General features: G+C 69.5%; 18 protein-coding genes and 1 pseudogene. 7 read left to right on the forward strand and 12 right to left on the reverse strand.

Features of this window, described 5'->3' with window-relative positions:
- Positions 1–96: 96 nt before the first annotated feature.
- From ACGFIS_RS15475 to ACGFIS_RS15485, 3 genes are read right to left on the reverse strand one after another with little or no spacing between them, the layout of a single operon-like run.
- Positions 97–1380, reverse strand: coding sequence for a PQQ-binding-like beta-propeller repeat protein (locus tag ACGFIS_RS15475; protein WP_392905269.1), 1284 nt, complete (start codon positions 1378–1380; stop codon positions 97–99).
- Positions 1373–2593, reverse strand: a complete 1221-nt coding sequence (locus ACGFIS_RS15480; RefSeq protein ID WP_392905271.1) for a PQQ-binding-like beta-propeller repeat protein — start codon at positions 2591–2593, stop codon at positions 1373–1375. Before ACGFIS_RS15480 ends, ACGFIS_RS15475 begins: the two co-directional genes overlap by 8 nt.
- Before the next feature lie 35 nt (positions 2594–2628).
- Positions 2629–4434 carry a DUF6745 domain-containing protein gene (locus ACGFIS_RS15485; protein WP_392971319.1) on the reverse strand — a complete coding sequence of 602 codons (1806 nt, stop codon included), beginning with the start codon at positions 4432–4434 and terminating at the stop codon, positions 2629–2631.
- A 241-nt stretch (positions 4435–4675) separates the two neighbouring features.
- Here ACGFIS_RS15485 and ACGFIS_RS15490 point away from each other — a divergent pair.
- Together ACGFIS_RS15490 and ACGFIS_RS15495 are read left to right on the forward strand one after the other, a co-directional pair.
- Positions 4676–4894, forward strand: a pseudogene (locus tag ACGFIS_RS15490) (ankyrin repeat domain-containing protein); the annotation flags it as partial.
- A gap of 134 nt (positions 4895–5028) precedes the next feature.
- Positions 5029–5334 carry a hypothetical protein gene (locus tag ACGFIS_RS15495; RefSeq protein WP_392971322.1) on the forward strand — a complete coding sequence of 102 codons (306 nt, stop codon included), beginning with the start codon at positions 5029–5031 and terminating at the stop codon, positions 5332–5334.
- A gap of 67 nt (positions 5335–5401) precedes the next feature.
- On the opposite strand, the gene ACGFIS_RS15500 is transcribed toward ACGFIS_RS15495, so the two are convergent.
- Genes ACGFIS_RS15500 through ACGFIS_RS15510 form a run of 3 tightly spaced genes read right to left on the reverse strand, consistent with a single transcriptional unit; the run spans position 5402 to position 7104 of the window.
- On the reverse strand, positions 5402–5644 hold the full coding sequence (locus ACGFIS_RS15500) for a DUF397 domain-containing protein (RefSeq protein ID WP_392905279.1): 243 nt from the start codon (positions 5642–5644) through the stop codon (positions 5402–5404).
- Positions 5619–5816: a DUF397 domain-containing protein gene (locus tag ACGFIS_RS15505; protein WP_392905281.1), complete on the reverse strand. Its 198-nt coding sequence runs from the start codon at positions 5814–5816 to the stop codon at positions 5619–5621. The genes ACGFIS_RS15500 and ACGFIS_RS15505 overlap by 26 nt, the downstream gene beginning before the upstream one ends.
- A complete protein-coding gene (locus ACGFIS_RS15510) occupies positions 5794–7104 on the reverse strand; it encodes a Scr1 family TA system antitoxin-like transcriptional regulator (RefSeq protein WP_392971325.1) in 1311 nt (436 codons plus the stop codon). Before ACGFIS_RS15510 ends, ACGFIS_RS15505 begins: the two co-directional genes overlap by 23 nt.
- A gap of 408 nt (positions 7105–7512) precedes the next feature.
- Here ACGFIS_RS15510 and ACGFIS_RS15515 point away from each other — a divergent pair, with 408 nt between their 5' ends.
- Positions 7513–8067 (forward strand): peroxiredoxin, encoded by a 555-nt coding sequence (locus ACGFIS_RS15515; RefSeq protein ID WP_392971328.1) that lies wholly within the window; start codon positions 7513–7515, stop codon positions 8065–8067.
- A gap of 2 nt (positions 8068–8069) precedes the next feature.
- Positions 8070–8612, forward strand: a complete 543-nt coding sequence (locus ACGFIS_RS15520; protein WP_392971331.1) for a carboxymuconolactone decarboxylase family protein — start codon at positions 8070–8072, stop codon at positions 8610–8612.
- Between the two features lie 210 nt (positions 8613–8822).
- On the opposite strand, the gene guaA is transcribed toward ACGFIS_RS15520, so the two are convergent.
- The gene (guaA, locus tag ACGFIS_RS15525) at positions 8823–10424 is read right to left on the reverse strand and encodes a glutamine-hydrolyzing GMP synthase (protein ID WP_392971334.1); all 1602 of its coding nucleotides are present in this window, start codon (positions 10422–10424) and stop codon (positions 8823–8825) included.
- Between the two features lie 226 nt (positions 10425–10650).
- On the opposite strand from guaA, the gene ACGFIS_RS15530 reads away from it, so the two are divergent.
- Complete coding sequence (locus ACGFIS_RS15530; RefSeq protein WP_392905292.1) at positions 10651–11610, forward strand: zinc metalloprotease; 960 nt, start codon at positions 10651–10653, stop codon at positions 11608–11610.
- Here the strand turns inward: ACGFIS_RS15530 and ACGFIS_RS15535 are convergent.
- A complete protein-coding gene (locus ACGFIS_RS15535) occupies positions 11598–12329 on the reverse strand; it encodes a DNA alkylation repair protein (protein ID WP_392971337.1) in 732 nt (243 codons plus the stop codon). The two genes, ACGFIS_RS15530 and ACGFIS_RS15535, sit on opposite strands and share 13 nt — an antisense overlap.
- A gap of 147 nt (positions 12330–12476) precedes the next feature.
- Between ACGFIS_RS15535 and ACGFIS_RS15540 the strand changes: the two genes are divergently transcribed.
- A complete protein-coding gene (locus ACGFIS_RS15540) occupies positions 12477–13379 on the forward strand; it encodes a zinc metalloprotease (RefSeq protein ID WP_392905297.1) in 903 nt (300 codons plus the stop codon).
- 155 nt (positions 13380–13534) lie between these two features.
- On the opposite strand, the gene ACGFIS_RS15545 is transcribed toward ACGFIS_RS15540, so the two are convergent.
- Entirely contained in the window at positions 13535–15286 is a 1752-nt protein-coding gene (locus tag ACGFIS_RS15545; protein WP_392905300.1) for an FAD-dependent oxidoreductase, read from the reverse strand.
- 9 nt (positions 15287–15295) lie between these two features.
- Entirely contained in the window at positions 15296–16876 is a 1581-nt protein-coding gene (locus ACGFIS_RS15550) for a succinic semialdehyde dehydrogenase (protein WP_392905303.1), read from the reverse strand.
- Between the two features lie 279 nt (positions 16877–17155).
- Between ACGFIS_RS15550 and ACGFIS_RS15555 the strand changes: the two genes are divergently transcribed.
- Positions 17156–17803 carry a TetR/AcrR family transcriptional regulator gene (locus ACGFIS_RS15555; protein ID WP_392905305.1) on the forward strand — a complete coding sequence of 216 codons (648 nt, stop codon included), beginning with the start codon at positions 17156–17158 and terminating at the stop codon, positions 17801–17803.
- Positions 17804–17941: 138 nt separating this feature from the next.
- Here the strand turns inward: ACGFIS_RS15555 and ACGFIS_RS15560 are convergent, their stop codons facing one another.
- Positions 17942–19675 (reverse strand): glycerol-3-phosphate dehydrogenase/oxidase, encoded by a 1734-nt coding sequence (locus ACGFIS_RS15560; RefSeq protein WP_392905307.1) that lies wholly within the window; start codon positions 19673–19675, stop codon positions 17942–17944.
- A 97-nt stretch (positions 19676–19772) separates the two neighbouring features.
- On the reverse strand, positions 19773–20888 hold the full coding sequence (locus ACGFIS_RS15565; RefSeq protein ID WP_392905971.1) for a GuaB3 family IMP dehydrogenase-related protein: 1116 nt from the start codon (positions 20886–20888) through the stop codon (positions 19773–19775).
- Between the last annotated feature and the right edge of the window lie 111 nt (positions 20889–20999).

Raw genomic sequence — 20999 nt, forward strand, 5'->3', positions numbered from 1 at the left:
CCGAACGGTAATCACACACAGTGACCCACCCCAGGTCATGGAGAGGTGGCGTTCACCACTGTGCGTCGTCCGCCGCGAGGACCACCGCGCTCCAGCTCACTCGGGAGGCTTCGCGAAGGCACGGAACACGATGTCGTCCTTTTCCCCGCGCGTGACCGACGTCTCGTTCATGAAGAGCCGGCCCTGCGCGTACTGCCGGCCGTATCTGCTGCGCAGCCAGAGGCCGACGTCGCTGGGCAGGCGCCACATGATCGAGGTCCTGCCGGTGGCGGCGTCGACCGACACGAGCCGGGGCGGCTCGCTCCCGCCGCCGCCCTTGCCGCCTGCGCCCGGCTTGCGGGGCTGGGCGGCGATGAGCCGGTCGCCGTCGATCGCCAGTGGGTACAGGTGGTTGCGGTCCGGGTTGTCGGTCGCCCACCGGGCACGGCCGGTGGCCAGGTCATAGGAGACAATCGGCACGGTGCGCCCGTTCCGCTTCGCAGGCCGCTCACCCGATCTGACGTAGAGGCTGTCGTCGGCGACCACGACGCCGACGCAGCGATTGAGGTCCTGGCGGCCATCATGGCAACGCGCCTCTTCGCCGCCGGCGATGTCGAGGCCCGCGACCTGCCTCCCCGACGGGTCGAGCACCGCGAACCGCGACACGCCGCGGCCCGTGGAGCGAAGCCCGAGGACGACGTGACGGGTCGACGCCATCGCCTCGACCTTGTAGGCGGGGGGCACGTCGTGGCTCCACCGGTACCGGCCACTGCGCGGGTCGAGCCGGTGCACGCTGCGGGACTTGTTCTCGCAGGTCTGCCGGGCCAGCAGCACCGGGCCGCCGGACAGGCCGTCGATCGCGCAGTCCGCGCCGCGGCTGTCGATGGTCCACAGCGGGCGTCCGTCGTCCAGCCGGAAGGCGGCGGTGCTGTAGCGCCAGTCCGCCACCACGACGCCCTCGCCGATGACGATCTCCCCCGACCAGTGCCGGTCGGTCGGGCTGATCGCCTGCTCCCAGACCTTCGTGCCGGTCTTCACGTCGATCACGGCGACCCGGTTGCAGCCCAGTTCCCGCTTGCCGAACCGGACCGCGACCCGGCCCCCGGAGGGACGGGATGAGACCGCGCACACCTTGTCGGGCAGCGGCACCGTCCAGCGCGGCTCGCCGGTCGCGGGGTCGTACCCGGTCACGTCCCGGGCCCGTGCCATCGCCAGCGTCGGGCCGGTCGCCCAGACCGTCGGTGTCACGGGCTCGCCGCCGCCGACCGCCCGGCCTTCCAGGCTCCACAGCACCGCCTCCTCCCCGATCCCGCAGGCCGCGACGGGCAGCAGGGAGGCCAGGACGGCCAGAAGCGCCGACCGCCGTCCGAAGCGGCGCGCCGGGTTCCCGGGCTCATCCATCGGTGTCCCCGTACGCGCGGAGTGCGACCTTCTCCCTGCCCGTCACCAGCGTCTTGGTCAGGAAGAACCGGCCGTGTGCGTACTGGCGGTCGGCGCCGCTGCGCAGCCGGAAGTCCGCCTTCCTGGTGAGGCTCCACATGATCGACGTCTTGCCGGTGGCGGCGTCGACGGACACGAGCCGGGGAGCCTCGCCTCCCTCACCGGCCGTCGCGGGCTGGGCGGCGATGAGCCGGTCGCCGTCCATCGCGATCGGGAACAGGTGGTTGCCGTCCGGGTTCTCGGTCACCCACCGGGCGCGGCCGGTGGCCAGGTCAAAGGAGACGATCGGCGCGAACGTCCGCTCCTTGTCGTCGTTCCCCGGCCGGTCGCCCGACCTGACGTAGAGGCTGTCGCCGGTGACCACGATGTTCCTGCACCGGCTGTACGGCTCCGGGATGGAGCAATTGAGCGAGCTCTTGAAGTCGACATCGATGCTCGTGACCTGCACACCGGACGTGGTGAGGACCACGAACCGCGACACGCGCCTACGCTGGTCGTTCCGGCGGAGCCCGAGGACGACGGGACGCGTCGACACCATCACCTCGACCACGTATCCCAATGGTGCCTCGTAGCTCCACAGCGCCCGGCCGGTGTTCGGGTCGAGCCCTTCCACACGGCGGACCTTGAGCCTGTCGGCGTCGCAGGACCGCCCGGCCACCAGCATCGGACCACCCGCCAATCCCTGGAACGCGCAGTCCACGCGGTCGCTGTCGACGTTCCACAGCGGGCGTCCGTCGTCCAGCCGGAAGGCGGCGGTGCCGTAGAGCCAGTCCACCACCACGGCACCCGCGCTGATGACCGCCTGACCCCGCATGAACCGGTCGGCAGGGGTGATCGGCTGCTCCCAGACCTTCCTTCCGGCGGTCAGATCGATCACCGCGACCCGGTCGCAGCCCGGCTTGCCCTGGCCGAACTGAACGGCGACCCGGCCGCCGGCGGGACGGGGCGAGGCCGCGCACACTTCGCCGGACAGCGGCACCGTCCAGCGCGGCTCACCGGTCGCGGCGTCGTACCCGGTCACGTCGCGCGCCCGGGTGATCGCCAGAGTCGGCCCGGTCGCCCAGACCGTCGGCCGCACCATTTCACCGCCGCTGATCGTCCGGCCGTCCAGGCTCCACAGCAGCGGGTCGTTCCAGAACCCGCAGCCGCCCACGGGCAGCAGCAAGGCCGCCACGACGAAAAGGGACGCCCACCGTCGGCGGCCTGGCCTCAGCACCGGAACCACGTACTGGGACGGTACTCGTACGCATTGCCCTCGTCCGTCATCACCAGCGTGAGGGCGGCCGCCATCGCCTTGGCCTGCTCCCGCCGCGCCCGGTACTCCTCCGGCGACAGCGGCCGCAGGCCCAGTTCCCGTGCGGCCTCGTCGTCCGCCTCCTCCGGGTCGCCGCCATCGGGGTCGGCGCTCACCATGAATTCAAGGGCCTCCGTGAGGTCGCGGCCCATCACCTGGTAGCCGCCTTCGGAGTCGGCGTAGATCACCGGACGCCGAGGTCCGTCACCGCAGAGGAAATAGGTGCCGCCGGTGCCGCTCCCGCCGATCGGCTCCAGCCGCGCACCACAGGCCAGGTGGACCTCCTCGACGTGCTCGATGTGCGAGATGTGGGACATTCCGAGCTCCAGCCCGGCCAGCGTGTCCAGCAGCGACTCGCTCCGCCGGATGCGCGCCAGCAACTCCGGTTCCGGCGCCGGCCCCTCCGCACCGTTTCCGAGCCACGACGCGGCGGCCACCGGGTCGGTCGCGTCCATCGGCACCAGCAGCGCCGTCCCGCTGCGGCCGCCTCCGGCGCGCAGCACCACCCGGGCCGGGCCCCCGAACACCGCCGCCGGGACGTCGTAAAGCGCCAGCTCGCAGCCGGGATCGGCGGGATCGGTCACCGCGTCCCCGACCCGCGTCAGCGGCGCCTCTGCGGCGAACCGCGCCCAGCCCAGACGTTCCAGCGCGCAACGACGCCAATTCGGGACGACGCGCTCGGCGCAAAAGGTGGCCGCGTACGACGCGGCACCGAACTGCTCCGCCGCACGCCCCTGCAACTCCTCATCGGACGCGTGAGCGATGTCGGCGGCGCTCCACCCGGGGTCGATGAGGTCGGGCGGCACAAGCCGGCCCCGCCAGCAGTACTGCGCGAAACCGTCCCGGTAGCGCACGGCCGGGCCGTCGCCACGATGCAGCCGACCCGAGTCGTCGGTGTGGACCTCGGCCGGATGAGGGGTCAGCACCGCGACGTCGTTGAGCGCCCACCACCATCCGACCACCGACGCCATGCGCAGCCGCGCCTGGAGCGGCCCGGTGCCACCCCCGCGCACCGCCGCCAGGATGAGCAGCGCATGGTTCTCCGGAGCGCGCACCGCGGCCCATACCTGCCGCCACTGCTTCCAATGCTCAGGACGCGGCGCTTCGGCACACGACCGCAGCGCGTCCTTGGCCGCCTCCCACTGCCCAGCGGAAAACGCCGGTTCCAGCTCCTCAAGCAGGCGCGCATGGGCAGTGGCGCTGGCAGCGGCGAAACGTCCGGGATCGGATGGCGACAGCGCCTCCTCCTTGAACCGGGCCGAGACCCCGCTGTTGATCGCCCACGCGGGCTCACCGACACGCGCGAGAACGGCCCGCAGATCAGGTTTCTCCATGTCGTAGGAGAGCTTGTAGGCCGAGAGGACGTCCGGCAGCCGCCACCTGGAGGCGAAGGGCTCGTTCTCCTCGAAGTCGGACGGCTCGTGGCGGTCGAACGTCCCGTACGTCCCCTCCAGGCGGGCAGTGGTCGCGCCGACCCATGCCTTATGCGCGTCCGGGTGCCGGTCGCCGTCGAGATGCTCGTGCCCGTAGAGGAGGGTCCGCGCCGCGATCGCGCCCGCCAGCGGGGAGTCCAGCCAGATCACGGCCTTGGGCCGCCCCCACCCCCGCTGGTCGTACACCTCGGCGAGTGCCCGCTCGGCATCCCCCCGATCCGGCTCGGCGACGCGCGCCTCCCACTCACCGCACAGCTCATCGACGAGCCGCCGCTGCTCAGCGCTCAACCGGTCCATTGGCGTTCCCCAGGGTTCGACGGACGAGACACCACATATGAGACGCCCGCCACCCTCCCGGTTCCGCCCAACCAACAACAAGATCACCGACCCCCACGCCGCTGACCGGACGCGCCCGGCCCGCACCCCCGGCGAGACGGCCATCCTGCCTTGAAGTCAATCGATGCGCAGGCTGAACACCGCCGTCACATCGGCACGAAATGTCCGACCTGCAGGCCACAATCCGCTTGCCATGGACACCAACGAATGGGCGAACACGACATGGCGGGACCCCGCCCAGGTCCGTGCACACCTCGAAGCGGGCGCCGACCCGGACGCCCTCATATTCGGGTACCAGCGTCCATTGGACTTCGCTGTGGAGCGCGGCACGCCCGAAGTGGTCGCGGAACTGGCCAGGCACGTCAGGGACGTAGACGCCGAACACCAGGGCCGAACCGCCCTCTGGCGGGCCGTCTTCGACAAGCGTCCCGACAACGCCCGTGCCCTGGTCGAAGCCGGCGCCGACCCGTGGCGCCCTATGATGGCCGGCTGGTCACCCGGCCGACTCGCGTTGGCCGGTCCGCACCCGGACCTGTTCTCCCCGCTGTGCGCCGAGCTTTCGGCCGCCGAAACCGCAGCGGTGGCGGAAGCCCCCCGCCTGATCAGGGCGTTGAGCGCGGAAACCAGGGAAGCGTCGCCCGAGACGGCGTACTCGAAGGCTGGGACCTGCATCCCGGAGGATGGGCCGGCGCCGACGACACGGCCGAGGAAGTCCTTCTCACCTACTTTTACCAAAACCAGGCCGAGGCGTTCTGCTTCGCCTACGCAGGACTGCGACCGACCGACTCCCGCGCGATCATCGGCCCCGCCGACATGTGGCTCCAACTCCCCGAACGCGACTACTGGCACTGACCCGACGGTCCTTCCTTCGCGCCATCGACCCGCACACGGAAGACGCCCCCGGCTCCGACCGCGCCGGTCAAAGATCCAATCCACCCGCCTTGATCCGGGCGAGCAAGGCGGCCAAGTCGTCCCTGGAGACAGGCAGGTGGGGGGTCGACAAGCTCTTGCTGTCCCGGACCCCCACGGCGCCGTCCAAGGAGGCGAGTTCCACGCAGTCGGTCGTACCGCCACCTTGGCTGTAAGTACTCTTGCGCCACTTGAGATCACACCGGGCCGTGCCGTCCACGTCAGCCTTACCGATCACAGAGATCGAGGTCACCAGACTTGATCCGCGTGATCAGGCCGGCCATCTCGTCCCTCGTGATCGCCAAGTGCGGACCGGCAGGTGCCTTACTGTCCCGGACGCCGACAAGCTGTGCGAGGTCCGCTACCTCAACACAGTCAGAGGTTCCGTGAGTTTGGCTGTAGCTACTCTTGCGCCAAGCCGTCATTGATTTCACCCATCCGTGATAGGTACTGCCGCGACTGATCCTCGTTCCAAGCACGCGCTGCGAGACGCTGGAAGCGCCTCGCAACGTCAGCCGCTTCCGTTTGATCATCGATGACTCGGCCCATGCCCAGCGCGTTTCCAGAGTGAGCCGCCAAGCGGCGCCCCGGGAGCGTGAAGCACCAATACGAACCATCCACGCCGGTGTGCGGCGCAGCCGACAGCGGAAGTATACGGACTGAGACATGGTGTAGCTGGCCCATTTCAGCCAGCTTGTCCCACTGGTCGGCCATGACCTGGGAACTTCCCATCGAACGAAGAGCGATCTCATCGAGCACAACCCATAGGTCGGGCCGACCGTCCAGGATCGCCGCCTGAAGATCCATCCGCAGCGCGACGGCGATTTCGACGTCCTCAATGAGTCCGGCTGCGTGACCTGCTTCCAGTAAGCACCTTGCATAGCCCTCCGTCTGCAACGGAATGGGAACGATGCTGCTGGAGAAGATGCAGTGCTCGACGGCCTTGCGCTGGTAGCGGTCGAGGCGGGATGGGGCGTTTGCGTCGATTCCGAGCTTTGCGTAGCCGAGCCAGATTGTGAACACATTGCCGGTGTTCCACTCTTTGTCCAGAGCGGCACACTCCCTGGTGCCGAACTGCTTCTCGCCGGTCTCGTATTTGGAAACCTGGCCGATCGAGCAGTTGAGGATCTTGGCGACATCGGCCTGTGTCACATTGTGCTGGACCCGAAGGAACCGCAGGTAGTAGGCCATGAAGGCGTAGATGGACTCGTGCGGGTCGGGGGAAGGCCTGACCATGATCGCACACCTCCGCACGTCATCGCTTTTCTGATGTTGTCGGCAACAATGACAAGCGTGGGTCGCTTTAGTCAACCTGTTTCGCAGCACACAAGAGGTCCATAACAAAGGCGAACACGAGAAATGAGTAGCGACAAAATTCGCAAGGCTGACTTCATAGACGAAACGGACCCGCTGCCGGCCGTCCAGCCCGGGACCGGGCGATGGGCCGAGCCTTACCGCCCGCTTCACCGTCCCCGTGAGTTCGGCCATGACGACGTCGCCCTGCTCGACCATGCGCACGACCTCCAGGTGGGGCGGGTTGAGGAGCTCGGGCGGGCCGTCGATGGCCTTGTCGTAGGCGTCTTTGCCGGTCAGGTGGAATCCGCCGAAGACGGTCCACTCGATGTCGTCGGTCAGGCACGACAGGATCTGCGCGTGGTCGTTCTTGCGGAAGCCGTCCAGGTAGGTGTTGACGGTCTCGATGTTCCGTGACATGTCCGCTCCTCGAATCGGGTGCCGTCCATGGGGCCGCCACGCGAACCGGCGGCTCCCCTGGTAGGTCGGAGCGGCCGAAGCATTCTCGACACCGCTCCGTCCACCCGCCCCGACCACCCGGACCCGGTTCCCCTTTACACTTGCCCGCTACGGAGAGCGAGGCCGGTTTTGGGCGGATCGGTGTGACGTTCATCTACTGGACGGTCGTTAGAATTCGCCGACCTGGCACTTCGCTGCTGGTCATCGCGATTGATAGGTGTCTCATATCAATCGATTGGGATACATCGATTTCTCTTCTTAACGGGACTGCGGCACGCTGCGTGACATCGGCTGCCGAGGCGGAAGCCCGCGGCCCCTCCTGCGCCTCTCATGCGGAGGCGATCCCTTTCTCGTGACGAAGGAGCATGCGTGCTTACTGTCGGTGACAAGTTCCCCGAGTACGAACTCACCGCCTGCGTCTCGCTGGACGCGGACAACGCGTTCGAGACGATCAACCACAAGTCCTACGAGGGCAAGTGGCGTGTCGTGTTCTTCTGGCCGAAGGACTTCACTTTCGTCTGTCCGACCGAGATCGCCGAGTTCGGCCGTCTCAACGAGGACTTCGCCGACCGCGACGCGCAGGTGCTCGGCGCGTCCGTCGACAACGAGTTCGTCCACTTCGCCTGGCGCAAGGACCACCCGGACCTGCGCGAGATCCCCTTCCCGATGATGGCGGACCTCAAGCGCGAACTGTCGTCGGCGCTCGGCATCCTCACCGAGGACGGCGTGGCGCAGCGCGCGACGTTCATCGTCGACCCCAACAACGAGATCCAGTTCGTCATGGTGACCGCGGGGTCCGTCGGCCGGAACGTCAAGGAGGTCCTGCGGGTGCTGGACGCGCTGCAGAGCGACGAGCTGTGCCCCTGTAACTGGAACAAGGGCGAAGACACCCTCGACGCCGCCAAGCTGCTGGCCGGGGCCTGACCATGAGCGTCGACGCGCTGAAGAGCGCCCTCCCGGCGTACGCCAAGGACACCAAGCTCAATCTGGGGTCGCTGACGTCCACCTCGCAGCTCACCGAGCAGCAGCTCTGGGGGACGGTGCTGGCCTGCGCCCTCACCACGCGGAGCGCCACCGTCATCCGGGAACTGGCCGAGGAGGCGGGCGACCACCTGTCCGCCGAGGCGTTCGAGGCGGCCAAGGGCGCCGCGTCGATCATGGCGATGAACAACGTGTACTACCGCGCCACCCACCTGATCGGGGACGGGACGTACGCGACGCTGCCCGCCAGGCTCCGGATGTCGATCATCGGGAAGCCGGGCGTGGACAAGGTCGACTTCGAGCTGTGGTGCCTCGCCGTGTCCGCGATCAACGGCTGCGGGCGGTGCCTGGAGTCGCACGAGAAGGTCGTCCGCGACGCCGGCCTGTCGCGCGAGCTGGTGCAGGAGGCGCTGCGGATCGCCGCGGTCGTCAACGCCGCCGCCGCGACCCTGGACGCCGAGACCGCCCTGGCCCCCGCCACGGTCTGACCCGGCGAACACCGGGGCGCGCCCGGCGGACCTGATCGGCCGCCGACCGAGTGGCCCCTGAGCCGATGAAACGCTCGGCTGGGCATCCCAGCCGAGCGTTTCGCGTGTTCCGGCCGCCGTCAGCATCGGGCCGCGCCGCCCGGGGTGCGTTCACCGGAGCCGCCCCTGACCGGGCAGCGCTCGACGGCGCTGCTCAGGGGCGCGGTGGGGTCATTCCCATTCGATGGTGCCGGGGGGCTTGGACGTGATGTCGACGGTGACCCGGTTGATCTCGCGGACCTCGTTGGTGATGCGGGTGGAGATCCGCTGGAGCAGGTCGTAGGGCAGCTTCGCCCAGTCGGCCGTCATGGCGTCCTCGCTCGTCACCGGACGCAGGACGATGGGGTGGCCGTAGGTGCGGCTGTCACCCTGCACTCCCACGGACCGGACGTCCGCCAACAGGACCACGGGGAACTGCCAGATGTCGCGGTCAAGGCCGGCGTTCGTCAGCTCTTCGCGGGCGATGGCGTCGGCGTCGCGGAGGATGTCCAGGCGGTCGCGGGTGACGGCGCCGATGATGCGGATGCCGAGGCCGGGGCCGGGGAACGGCTGGCGCCACACGATCTCGGACGGCAGGCCGAGTTGCTCGCCGAGCGCGCGGACCTCGTCCTTGAACAGGTTCCGCAGCGGCTCGACCAGCTTGAACTGGAGGTCTTCGGGGAGGCCGCCGACGTTGTGGTGGGACTTGATGTTGGCCGCGCCGGTACCGCCGCCCGATTCGACGACGTCCGGGTAGAGGGTCCCCTGGACGAGGAACTCGACCGGTTCGGTCGCGTCATCCGCACCCGTCGACGTGGACGACCCGGAACCGCCTTCGACGATCTCGCGGGCGGCCTCCTCGAAGACCCGGATGAACTCCCGGCCGATGATCTTGCGCTTCTCTTCGGGGTCGGTGACGCCGTCGAGGGCGGCGAGGAACCGGTCCTGGGCCTCCACGACGTGCAGGTTCACGCCGGTGACGGCGACGAAGTCCTTCTCGACCTGCTCGGGTTCGCCCTTGCGCAGCAGGCCGTGGTCGACGAACACGCAGGTCAGCTGGTCGCCGATGGCGCGCTGGACGAGGGCGGCGGCGACGGCGGAGTCCACGCCGCCGGACAGCGCGCAGATCGCCCGCTTGTGCCCGACCTGCTGCTGGACGGCCGCGATCGACTCGTCGGCGATGTTCACCATCGTCCAGTTCGGACGGCAACCGGCGCCCTCGTAGAGGAAACGCCGCAGAAGCTCCATCCCGTGCTCGGTGTGCAGGACCTCCGGGTGGAACTGGACGCCGAAGAAGCCGCGCTCAAGGTCTTCCATGCCCGCGACCGGCGTCACGTCGGTGCTGGCCGTCACGGTGAAACCGGACGGGGCCCGGCTGACGAAGTCGCGGTGCGACATCCACACCGCCTGCTCATGCGGCAGACCGGCGAACAGCATGCCCGGGGACGTGACGGCCACGGTCGCGCCACCGTATTCGGCGACATCGGAGTTCTCGACCGTCCCGCCTAGGGCCTGCGCCATCACCTGGTGGCCGTAGCAGATCCCGAGCGTGGGGACGCCCAGGTCGAACAGCCCGTCCGGCGCGATCGGGGCGCCCTCCGCGTACACCGACGCAGGGCCGCCCGACAGGATGATGGCCTTCGGCCGCTTGGCGAGCATCTCCGCCGCAGGCATGGTGGACGGCACGATCTCGCTGAACACGTGACACTCGCGGACGCGACGCGCGATCAGTTGCGCGTACTGCGCCCCGAAGTCGACAACGAGAACGGTGTCAAAGGACTGGTCTGCGGCCACCAACAACGCCTTTCGCACGGCCGGAAGGGTTCCCCCAGTCTACGGGGGCGGCTGCCTGCACCGATGCGCGCACCCGCACCTACCGCTGTCACATGATGCGATTGACCGATAACGGTCGGCATCCATTTACCTTGATCACACTCCCCGGACCACTCCGCTCTGATACCTGTTGGTGACGCCTTGTGCTCGCCTGGTTCCCGTCCGCGACATCCTCCTTAGGAGTGCCGTGAAGCTGCTCGCCGCCGCCGCCCTGATCGCCGCGTTCGTCCCCGCCATGCCGTCCGGGCCGCCCCCGGCGACCGCGGGCCCGGCGACCGCACGCCTGGACGACTGCGCGCACGCCGAAGCACGGCTGCGGCCAGGGCCGCATGGCCACGAGCACGGCCACCGGCAGAACGACCTGACCCCCGCGGAGGCCGCCACCGTAGAGCAGCGCCTCAACCGGATACTGGACGACCTGGGCCTGCGCCCGCCCGGTGAAACGGACGGCCGGTCGGCCGCCACCGACCTCCGCGCCGCACCGCGGATCAGCATTCCGGTCTACTTCCACGTGCTTCACAACGGCGCGAGGGGCAATGTGTCCACCGCGATGGTCAAGCGCCAGATCAGTACGCTGAACGCCTCCTACGGCGGCCGGAACGGCGGCGCCGACACCCGTATCTCCTTCGAACTCCGCGACGTGAGCCGTACGGACAACGCGGCCTGGTTCAACGACCCCGAAGGGTACGAGAGGACGTACAAGCCGAGGCTGCGCGAAGGCGGCAAGGACAGCCTGAACCTCTACAGCGCCTACATCGGCGGCGACCTTCTCGGCTGGTCGACGTTCCCCTGGAAGTACGAGTCCGAGCCCAAGATGGACGGCGTGACCATCCACTACGGCAGCATGCCCGGCGGCCCCATCGAGAACTTCAACAAGGGGTTCAGCGCCACACACGAGGTCGGCCACTGGCTCGGGCTCTACCACACGTTCCAGGACGGCTGCGGCGGCGAAGGCGACCGGGTCGCGGACACCCCGGCCCAGCGCGACCCCACGAACGGCTGCCCGACCGGCAAGGACACCTGCCTCTCACCTGGGGACGACCCCGTGCACAACTACATGGACTACAGCTACGACACGTGCATGACGTCCTTCACCGCCGGCCAGGGCTCACGCATGCACAAGGTGTGGCAGGCCTACCGCCGCTGAGCCGCGAGCAGCCGTTCGGCGTCTTCTCCGGGAAGCCGCCGGACGGCCTCCCTGAGCGTCACTCCCGAAATGACCGCGATCCGCGCCTCGACCCACTCGGTCACCCAGCCCGGGTCCTTCTTGGACAACTCCCGCAGCACCCACCCGAGGGCCTTGCGGATGAAGAACTCGCGTTCGCCGATCAGCGCGTCCCCGAAGCGGTCGATCCGGCCTAGATCGGGCTCGCCCACCCGCACGCCCGCCAGCAGAGCCAGTACGGCCGTGCGCCGCATCCACATGTAGGGGTCGCTGACCCATGCGTCCAGTGCCGTCCCCAGGTCCGGGTACCGGACGACCAGCCTGCCGACGACCTTCTCCGCGACGCCGTCCACGTACACCCAACTCGCCGAGTCGCGGACGAACCGTTCAGCCAACGCCAGGTCGCCTGGCCCCAGCAGCGCCGCCCGCTTGACGAGCACCTCTATCGCCGCCATACGAGCCTCATGCACGGGACGTCCCTCCTGGGTCACACCCCAGAGGGCCTCGGCGAGAGCGAGCACCTCGTCCCGCGTGGGCAGGGCCTTCACCGCCGACACGGCCACCTTGCGCACCGCCGGCACAGGCACACCGATGTGCACGAAGTCGCTTTTCAGGTAGCGCTTCTCATTCTCGGCCCGCACCGGATCGCCCTGCGCCCGCAGTTCCGTCAGGACCCGCGCCGCCTCGCCCTCCACAACCATGCGGAACACGCTACGCCGCCACACCCGGGCGCCAGATTCGTCCAGGTTTGCTAAAGACAACACCCCTATTGGCATTCACCCTAAATCCAGCGATGACTCCGCTCCCTTGCGCGCGCTCCCCCGCTCGCGCCGCCCCCAAGGAGTTCCATGAACCGCGCCGGAATCGCCACCGTCCTCGGCATGCTCGCCGTCTTCACGGCGTACGCGCCCGCCGCCCAAGCCGCCCCGTCCGCGCCTCCCGCCACGTCCACGCCATCCTCCGAATGCGCCGACCAGCCCGCCGACGCCCGCGTCCGCGCCGGTGCCCACATCACCGAACGGAACCAGCCCGGGACGGCCCAGATCGCCGCGATGGAAAAGGACTTCCAGAACCGCATCAGCAGTCTGAGGACAACTCGCGCCGCCGCGGCCATCACCGTCCGCGTGCACTTCCACGTCGTGTACGGCAGCGCGGGCAACGTCTCGGACGCGACGCTGAACCGGCAACTCGACGTCCTCAACGACGCCTACGCCGGCAGCGGCATCTCGTTCACGCTCTCGGAGATCAAACGGACGAACAACGCGTCCTGGTTCTCCAACCCACAGGGCAACGAACGCCAGATGAAGAACGCCCTGCATGCCGGCAACGCACAAGACCTCAACTTCTACACCGCCGACCTGGGCAGCAGCCTCCTCGGCTGGGCCACGTTCCCCAGCAGCTACCGCTCCCAGCCCAGCATGGACGGCGTCGTCGTCCACTACCAGAGCCTTCCGGGCGGCTCGATCGGCAACTACAACGAAGGCGACACCGGCACCCACGAAGTCGGCCACTGGATGGGGCTGTACCACACGTTCCAGGGCGGCTGCCGCGGCCAGGGAGACCGCGTCTCCGACACCCCCGCCGAACAGAGCCCCGCCTCCGGCTGCCCGACCGGCCGCGACACCTGCTCCTCCACCGGAGCCGACCCCGTCCACAACTTCATGGACTACAGCTACGACGCCTGCATGTACGAGTTCACCCCAGGCCAGGCCGACCGCATGCAAGCCCAGTGGTCCGCCTACCGCGCCTGACCCGCCACTGAACACCCGCGCCCCCGGGCGCGGGTGTTCATGCCCGTGCGGCGGCGGGTTCGCCGCCGATTTTCCACAGAATCGCGTTCTAGTGCCGACGCCGTCCCCGGGACTCGACAATCCGAAGAGTCGAGTCCGGGAAGGGGGCGGCCGTGTCAGGTGATGTCGACGATCGGCAGCTTGAGGGCGGCGGGGGCGCCGGCGGGAACGACCGGGTTCTTCGGCGCGACGGGGGCGACACGGCGGTACGGGTTGCCCAGGGAGGGGCGAGGGTCGTCCTCGGACCGGTTCGGCCAGAACGACATCGCACGCTCCGCTTGGGCGGTGATGGTCAGCGAAGGGTTGACGCCCAGGTTGGCGGAGACCGCGGAACCGTCCACGATGTGCAGGCCGGGGTGCCCGAAGACGCGATGGTAGGCGTCGATCACACCGGACTCGGCGGAGTCGCCGATGGCGCAGCCGCCGAGGAAATGCGCGGTCATCGGGACGTCGAACAGGTCGCCCCAGGAGCCGCCGGGCATGCCGCCGATCTCCTCGGCGATCAGGCGCGTCGCCTCATGGCCCTCGGGGATCCACGTCGGGTTGGGCTCGCCGTGGCCGGCGGACGCGCGGACGTCCCAGCCGAACGGGCCCCTCTTCGGCCGCAGGGTGATCGAGTTGTCGCGGGTCTGCATGACGAGCGCGATCACCGTCCGCTCGGACCAGTGCCGGACGTCGAACAGCTGCACCAGGTCACGGGGGCGGCGGACGACCTCGCGGGCGAACTTCAGGATCCGGGGGCTGTGCCTCTCGCCCGGCCGGTCGCCGTCCACGAGGAGGGTCTGCAGGCCGGCGAGGAGGTTCGAGCCGCGCCCATAGCGGACGGGCTCGACGTGCGTGTCCGGCGTCGGATGGAACGACGACGTGATCGCGACGCCCTCGGAGAAGTCGGGGCCGGGCCTGCCGTTGCGGCGGCCGCCGCCGAGGATCGCCTCGGAGTTGGTGCGGGTCAGCGCGCCGAGCCGGTCCGACAGCCGCGGAAGCGCGCCGGTCGACCTGAGCTTGTGCAGCAGCTTCTGCGTGCCGTACGTACCGGCGGCGAACACGACCTGCTCGGTCGTGAACGTCTTGCGGTTGCGGCCGAACGAGCCGGTCCGGACGATCTCGACCTCGTACCCTCCACCGCGCAGGGGCGTGACCGACGTGACGCGGCTGAGCGGCATCACGCGGGCGCCGGCCTTCTCGGCCAGGTAGAGGTAGTTCTCCGTGAGCATGTTCTTCGCGCCGTGGCGGCAGCCCACCATGCACTCGCCGCACTCCAGGCAGCCGCGGCGGCGCGGGCCCGTCCCGCCGAAATACGGATCCGCGCTCTCGATGCCCGCGCCACGGCCGAAGTAGACGCCGACGGGTGTCTTGACGAAGGTGTCGCCCTTGCCCATCCGGTCGGCGACCTTCTTCATGACCTCGTCGGCGGCGGTCGTCGTCGTGTTCTGGACGACGCCGAGCATGCGTTTCGCCTGCTCGTAGTGGGGCGCCAGCTCGTCCTGCCAGTCGGTGATGTGCGCCCACTGCCGGTCCTTGAAGAACGGCTCCGGCGGGACGTACAGCGTGTTGGCGTAGTTCAGCGACCCGCCGCCGACACCGGCGCCCGCCAGCACCATCACCCGGCTCGACTTGGCGCCGCGGATGAGGTGCATCCGCTGGATACCGGTGAGGCCGAGCGCCGGGGCCCACAGGTAGCGGGCGACGCGCCAGTTCGTCTTGGGCAGCTCCGGATACCGGGATCCGGGCGCTCCGGACGGGTTCGTGTCGAAGCGACGGCCCGCCTCGATCACGCCGACCCGGTAGCCCTTCTCGGTCAGCCGCAGGGCCGACACGCTGCCGCCGAACCCGGACCCGACGACGAGCACGTCGAAGTCATGCTTCATGGGCGTTCCCTACTTGATCCGCAGCTTCTTCATCAGCTTGATGCCGTTCGCCATGAAGCCGGCGAACCTGTCGTAGCCGATGGAGCCCGGAGGTTCGAGGTCCATGAAGTGCTGGCTCGCGACGGTCTGCACCTCGGTGAACTTCAGCAGGCCCTCGGAGCCGTGGCGGCGTCCCACCCCGGACTGCTTCATCCCGCCCATCGGGGAGTCGTAGGACGCGTAGGCCGCGCCGTACCCGTCGTTGATGTTGACGGTTCCCGCCTGGATGCGGGCGGCGAGGCGGCGGCCGTTCGACGTGTTCTTCGTCCACACCGACGCGTTCAGCCCGTACGGGGTGTCGTTGGCGCGGGCGACGACGTCGTCCTCGTCCTTGTACTTGTAGACGGCGACGACCGGGCCGAACGTCTCGTTCGCGCACAGGTCCATGTCGCCGCTGACGTCGGCGAGGATCGTCGGCTCGTAGCACAGCGGCCCGACGTCCGGACGGGCCTTGCCGCCCGCGAGGACGGTCGCGCCCTCCTTGACGGCCTGGTCGACGTGCCGGGTCACCGCCTCCAGCTGCCGCTGGTAGGTCAGGGAGCCCATCTCGGCGTCGAAGTCCAGGCCGGTGCCGAGCTTCATGTCTTTCACGACCTCGACGAACCGGGGGACGAACCGGTCGTAGATGTCCTCGTGGACGTACATCCGCTCGATCGAGATGCACAGCTGCCCGGCGTTGGTGAAGCAGGCACGGACGGCGCCCCGCGCGGTGCGCTCGACGTCGGCGTCCGGCATCACGATCATCGGGTTCTTGCCGCCGAGCTCCAGCGAGTACGCCACGAGCCGCGGCGCGACCCGCTCCGCGATGGCCTTGCCGCCGCGCGTGGACCCGGTGAACGAGACATAGTCGGCGTTGTCGATCAGCGGGTCGCCGATCTCGGCCGGGTCGCCGACGACGATCTGCCACACGTCACGCGGCAGGCCGAGCTCGATCAGCAGGTCCAGTACCCACAGGCTGGACAGGCACGTCTGGGTGTCCGGCTTGTGGATCACCGCGTTGCCCGCCATCAGCGCGGGCGCGATGTCGCTGGCGCCGAGCGCGAACGGGTAGTTCCACGGCGCGATCAGGGCGACGACGCCCTTCGGGTGCCGCAGCTCCCGCACGCGGGTGACGCCCGGCATCATGCCCTGCCTGCGCCTCGGCTTCAGCAGCTTCGAGGCCCGCCGGGCGTAGTAGAGCGAGCACAGCGCCACGTCCAGGAACTCCTCCAGCGCGTGGCGGCGGGCCTTGCCGGTCTCCAGCTGGATGACGTCGAGGATCTCCTCGCGCCGGTCGACCAGGGCGTCGGCGAGCCGCAGGAACGGCTTGACCCGCTCGCGCACCGGCCGCAGCGCCCACGCCCGCTGCGCCTCCCGCGCCCGCTCGTACGCCGCGCGGACGTCGTCGGCGCCGGAGATCGGAACGGTCGCGAGGGGCTCACCGGTGAACGGGGTGGGGATCGTCGTGGTGTCGGCGCCGCCCGAGGCGACATGCGAGGCCAGCCGGTCAATCAGAGTTTGGGGGAGCTTGTGCTCTGCCACGCCTTTGGCAGGGACCGTCGGGGATGCCATACCGGCAGCGTATGACCCCCTGGCCACTTTTGACTACCCGCAGGTAACGCTCCGGTTCTGGTGGTTTGCCGCACACCTCCCGGTTTTCCGTCCCGCACTGATGATCCACTGCCGAACGGACCGTTCCAAGGCAGGCGAAGTTGTACAACCGGGGGACTGACCATGTCCGATCGGTGTATTCCGAAGAGCAGGAGGAGAATCTCGGCGCGCGACCCGCCGCCGGGCGTCCGCTGCCGCGCCCGGAACCGCGGGACGCCGTACACAAAAGGGGAGCACCATATGACGGACCGCGTGCATCGGCCCGAGGGTGACACGGCGGGCGCGCCCCGCCCCCCGCGCCCGTCCGGCGGCGGCGTCCCACCGCGCCGCGACCGCCGCGCGCAGACCCGCACCGCCTTACTCACCGCCGCCGAACGACTCTGGGCCGACCACGGCATCCACGGCGCCTCACTCGACGACATCGCGGCGGCCGCCGGGCTCACCAAGGGCGCCGTCTACTCCAACTTCGCGGGCAAGACCGACCTTCTGCTCGCGCTGATGGAGCGCTTCACCACCGACCGCAACGTCGACGTCTGCGACGAACTCCGCGCAGCCGAGGAGGACATCGACCACACCGCCCGCTCCTCGCCCCGCCGCGACACCGACGACCACGCCCGCCGCCTCGCCCTGCTCCTGGTCGAGTTCTGGCTCTACGGCATGCGCGACTACGCCGCCGGCTGGCGCATCGCCGACTGGTACGCCGAACGCCGCGCCCGGATGGCGAGCGAACTGGAGACCACCGGCGAGATTCCCCCCGACGAACGCGCGACCTTGGCCCTGGCCCTCGACTTCGGCCTGGCCTTCCAGCACCTCCTGGACCCGGCCCGAGTCCCCGCCGACCTCTACGCCACCGGCAAAAGCCTCATGCTCGGCCGCGAACAAGCCTGATCCAACGCCCCTCAGCCCACGCGAGCGAGCAAGAACCTGATCGCGCAGCGAGCCGCCAGGCGAGTCCGGAGCGATGCAGCGATCGCACCGCAGTTCCCGCCGAAGGAGGGCCTCCAAGGCCCGACGCCAAGGGAACTGCTAGGCGGTCGGAACGATGTCGGGGGCACCTCGGCGGTGGGCGTCGGCCTCCTGGTCGCCATCCTGGCTTTGGGAGGCGCGTTCGGCTTCCACGCGCTTGCGGTAGTACTCGATTTCGCGGTCGCGCTGCTTCTTGGACCAGCCGAGGACGGGGGCGAGGAGGTCGGCGGCCTCCTGGACGACGCCGAGGCCGCGGTCCCAGGTTTCGATGGAGATGCGGGTGCGGCGGGCGAGGACGTCGTTGAGGTGGCGGGCGCCTTCGTGCGTGGCGGCGTACACGACTTCGGCGCGGAGGTAGTCGTCGGCGCCGGTGAGGGGCTTGGCGAGGTCGGGCTTCTCGGAGATCAGTTCCAGCAGGTCGTCCACGAGGGTGCCGTGGCGGCCCAGGAGGTGCTCGATGCGGGCGACGTGGAGGCCGGAGCGGGTCGCGAGGCGGTGCCGGGCGTTCCACATGGCCTGGAAGCCGTCGCCGCCGACGAGGGGGACGCGGTCGGTGCAGGATTCGGGGATCTTGCCGTCGAGTCCGTGGGCGACGGCGTCGATGGCGTCCTTGGCCATGACGCGGTAGGTGGTGTACTTGCCGCCCGCGACGAGGACGAGGCCCGGGACGGGGTGGGCGACAACGTGTTCGCGGGAGAGTTTCGACGTCTCCTCTGTCTCGCCGGTGAGGAGGGGGCGGAGGCCCGCGTAGACGCCCTCGACGTCGTCATGGGTGAGGGGGGTGTTGAGGACCCTGTTGACCTGGTCCAGGACGTAGTCGATGTCGGCCTTGGACGCGGCGGGGTGGGCCTTGTCGAGGTCCCAGGCGGTGTCGGTGGTGCCGATGATCCAGTGGCGGCCCCACGGGATGACGAACAGCACGGACTTCTCGGTGCGCAGGAGGATCCCGGTCGCGGAGTGGATGCGGTCCTTGGGGACGACGAGGTGGATGCCCTTGGACGACTTCACGTGGATCTGCCCGCGGCCGCCGACGAGTTCCTGGATGTCGTCCGTCCACACGCCGGTGGCGTTGACGACCTGCTTGGCGCGGACCTCGCTGGTCGTGTTCCCCTCAAGGTCGCGGATGCGCAGCCCGGTGACGCGTTCGCCTTCGCGCAGGAAACCGAGGCACTGGGTGCGGGACGCGATCTGCGCGCCGTACTCGGCCGCCGTCCGCAGGGCCGTCATGACGAACCGGGCGTCGTCGACCTGCGCGTCCCACAACTGGATCGCGCCGGTGAAGGAGTCCTTGCGCAGGGACGGCGCGAGCCGCAGCGCGCCGCGCCGGCTGAGGTGCCGGTGGTGGGGGACGCCGCGAGTGCTGCCCATCTGGAACGCGAGCACGTCGTACAGCGCCACGCCGGCGCCGAGATACGCGCGCTCCCAGACGCGGTGCGTGGTGGGCAGTAGAAACGGGACGGGTTTCACCAGGTGCGGGGCGATCTGCTGCAGCAGCAGACCGCGTTCCGTCAGGGCCTCCCGGACGAGGTCGAAGTTGTACTGCTCCAGGTAGCGCAGCCCGCCGTGGATCAGCTTGGACGAGCGGGACGACGTGCCGGACGCGAAGTCGCGCGCCTCGACCACGGCGACCGACAAACCCCGGGTGGCGGCGTCGAGCGCGGCGCCCGCGCCGACGATGCCGCCGCCGACCACGACGACGTCGAACTCCTCACGGGCCATGTGGTCGAGCGCCGCGGCGCGCTCGGCGGGGCCGAGGCGGGAGCTGCCAAGGCCTGTCACAGGTGATCCCGTCATCGCGATTCCCCCCACAGCGGTTCTGTTTCCGAGCTTTCCTACCCAAGGGTAGGGACGGGTCCACCCCGGGAACGACCGAATCCGCGGTGGTTCGATCTCAGTCGGTGGACCGGCGGGGAGCCACCACGACCTGTACCCGCTGGAACTCCTTCAACTCCGTGTAGCCGGACGTGGCCATCGCGCGGCGCAGGGCCCCGATCAGGTTCATCGACCCGTCCGCGACATGTGACGGACCATGCAGGATCTGCTCCATCGTCCCGATCGTCCCGATTTCGAGGCGGGTGCCGCGGGGGACGTCGCCGTGGTGGGCCTCGCTGCCCCAGTGGTAGCCGCGTCCCGGCGCCTCCGTGGAGCGGGCGAACGGCGAGCCGACCATGACGGCGTCGGAGCCGCAGGCGAACGCTTTGGCGATGTCGCCGCTGTTGACCATGCCGCCGTCGGCGATCACGTGGACGTAGCGTCCGCCGGACTCGTCCATGTAGTCGCGGCGGGCGGCGGCGACGTCCGCGACCGCCGTCGCCATCGGCACCGCGACACCGAGGACGGTCCGGGTGGTGTGCCCGGACCCGCCGCCGAACCCGACCAGCACGCCCGCGGCGCCGGTGCGCATGAGGTGCAGCGCCGCCGTGTAGGTGGAGCAGCCGCCGACGATCACGGGTACGTCGAGGTCGTAGATGAACTGCTTCAGGTTCAGCGGCTCGGCGCGTCCCGACACGTGCTCGGCGGACACGGTGGTGCCGCGGATCACGAACAGGTCGACGCCCGCGTCGATGACGGCCTTGTGGAACTGGGCGGTGCGCTGCGGCGACAGCCGCGCGGCCACGGTGACGCCCGCCTCGCGGATCTCCTGGATCCGGCGGCCGATCAACTCCTCCTTGATCGGCTCGGTGTAGATCTCCTGGAGCCGCTGGGTGGCGCGCACGTCGTCCAGCGACGCGATCTCCGCGAGCAGCGGCTCGGGGTTCTCGTAGCGGGTCCACAGCCCTTCGAGGTCGAGGACGGCGAGGCCGCCGAGCCGCCCGACCGCGATCGCGGTGGCGGGGCTGACGACGCTGTCCATCGGCGCGACGACCAGCGGCATCTCGAACCGGTAGGCGTCGATCTGCCAGGCGACGCTGACCTCCTCGGGATCGCGCGTCCGGCGGGACGGCACGATGCCGATGTCGTCGAACGCATACGCCCGGCGGCCGCTCTTGCCCCGGCCGATCTCCACCTCAGCAGCCACTGCGCCCTTCCTCTTCCTTGCCCGACGGCCCGGCTCGTCCCGAGCGGATCACCGTGCACGGCCCCCGCTCGGTGTTCCCGCCGACCGCAGGAACAAGCC

Source organism: Spirillospora sp. NPDC048824 (assembly GCF_043198455.1).
In the GTDB taxonomy this organism is placed as follows: domain Bacteria; phylum Actinomycetota; class Actinomycetes; order Streptosporangiales; family Streptosporangiaceae; genus Spirillospora.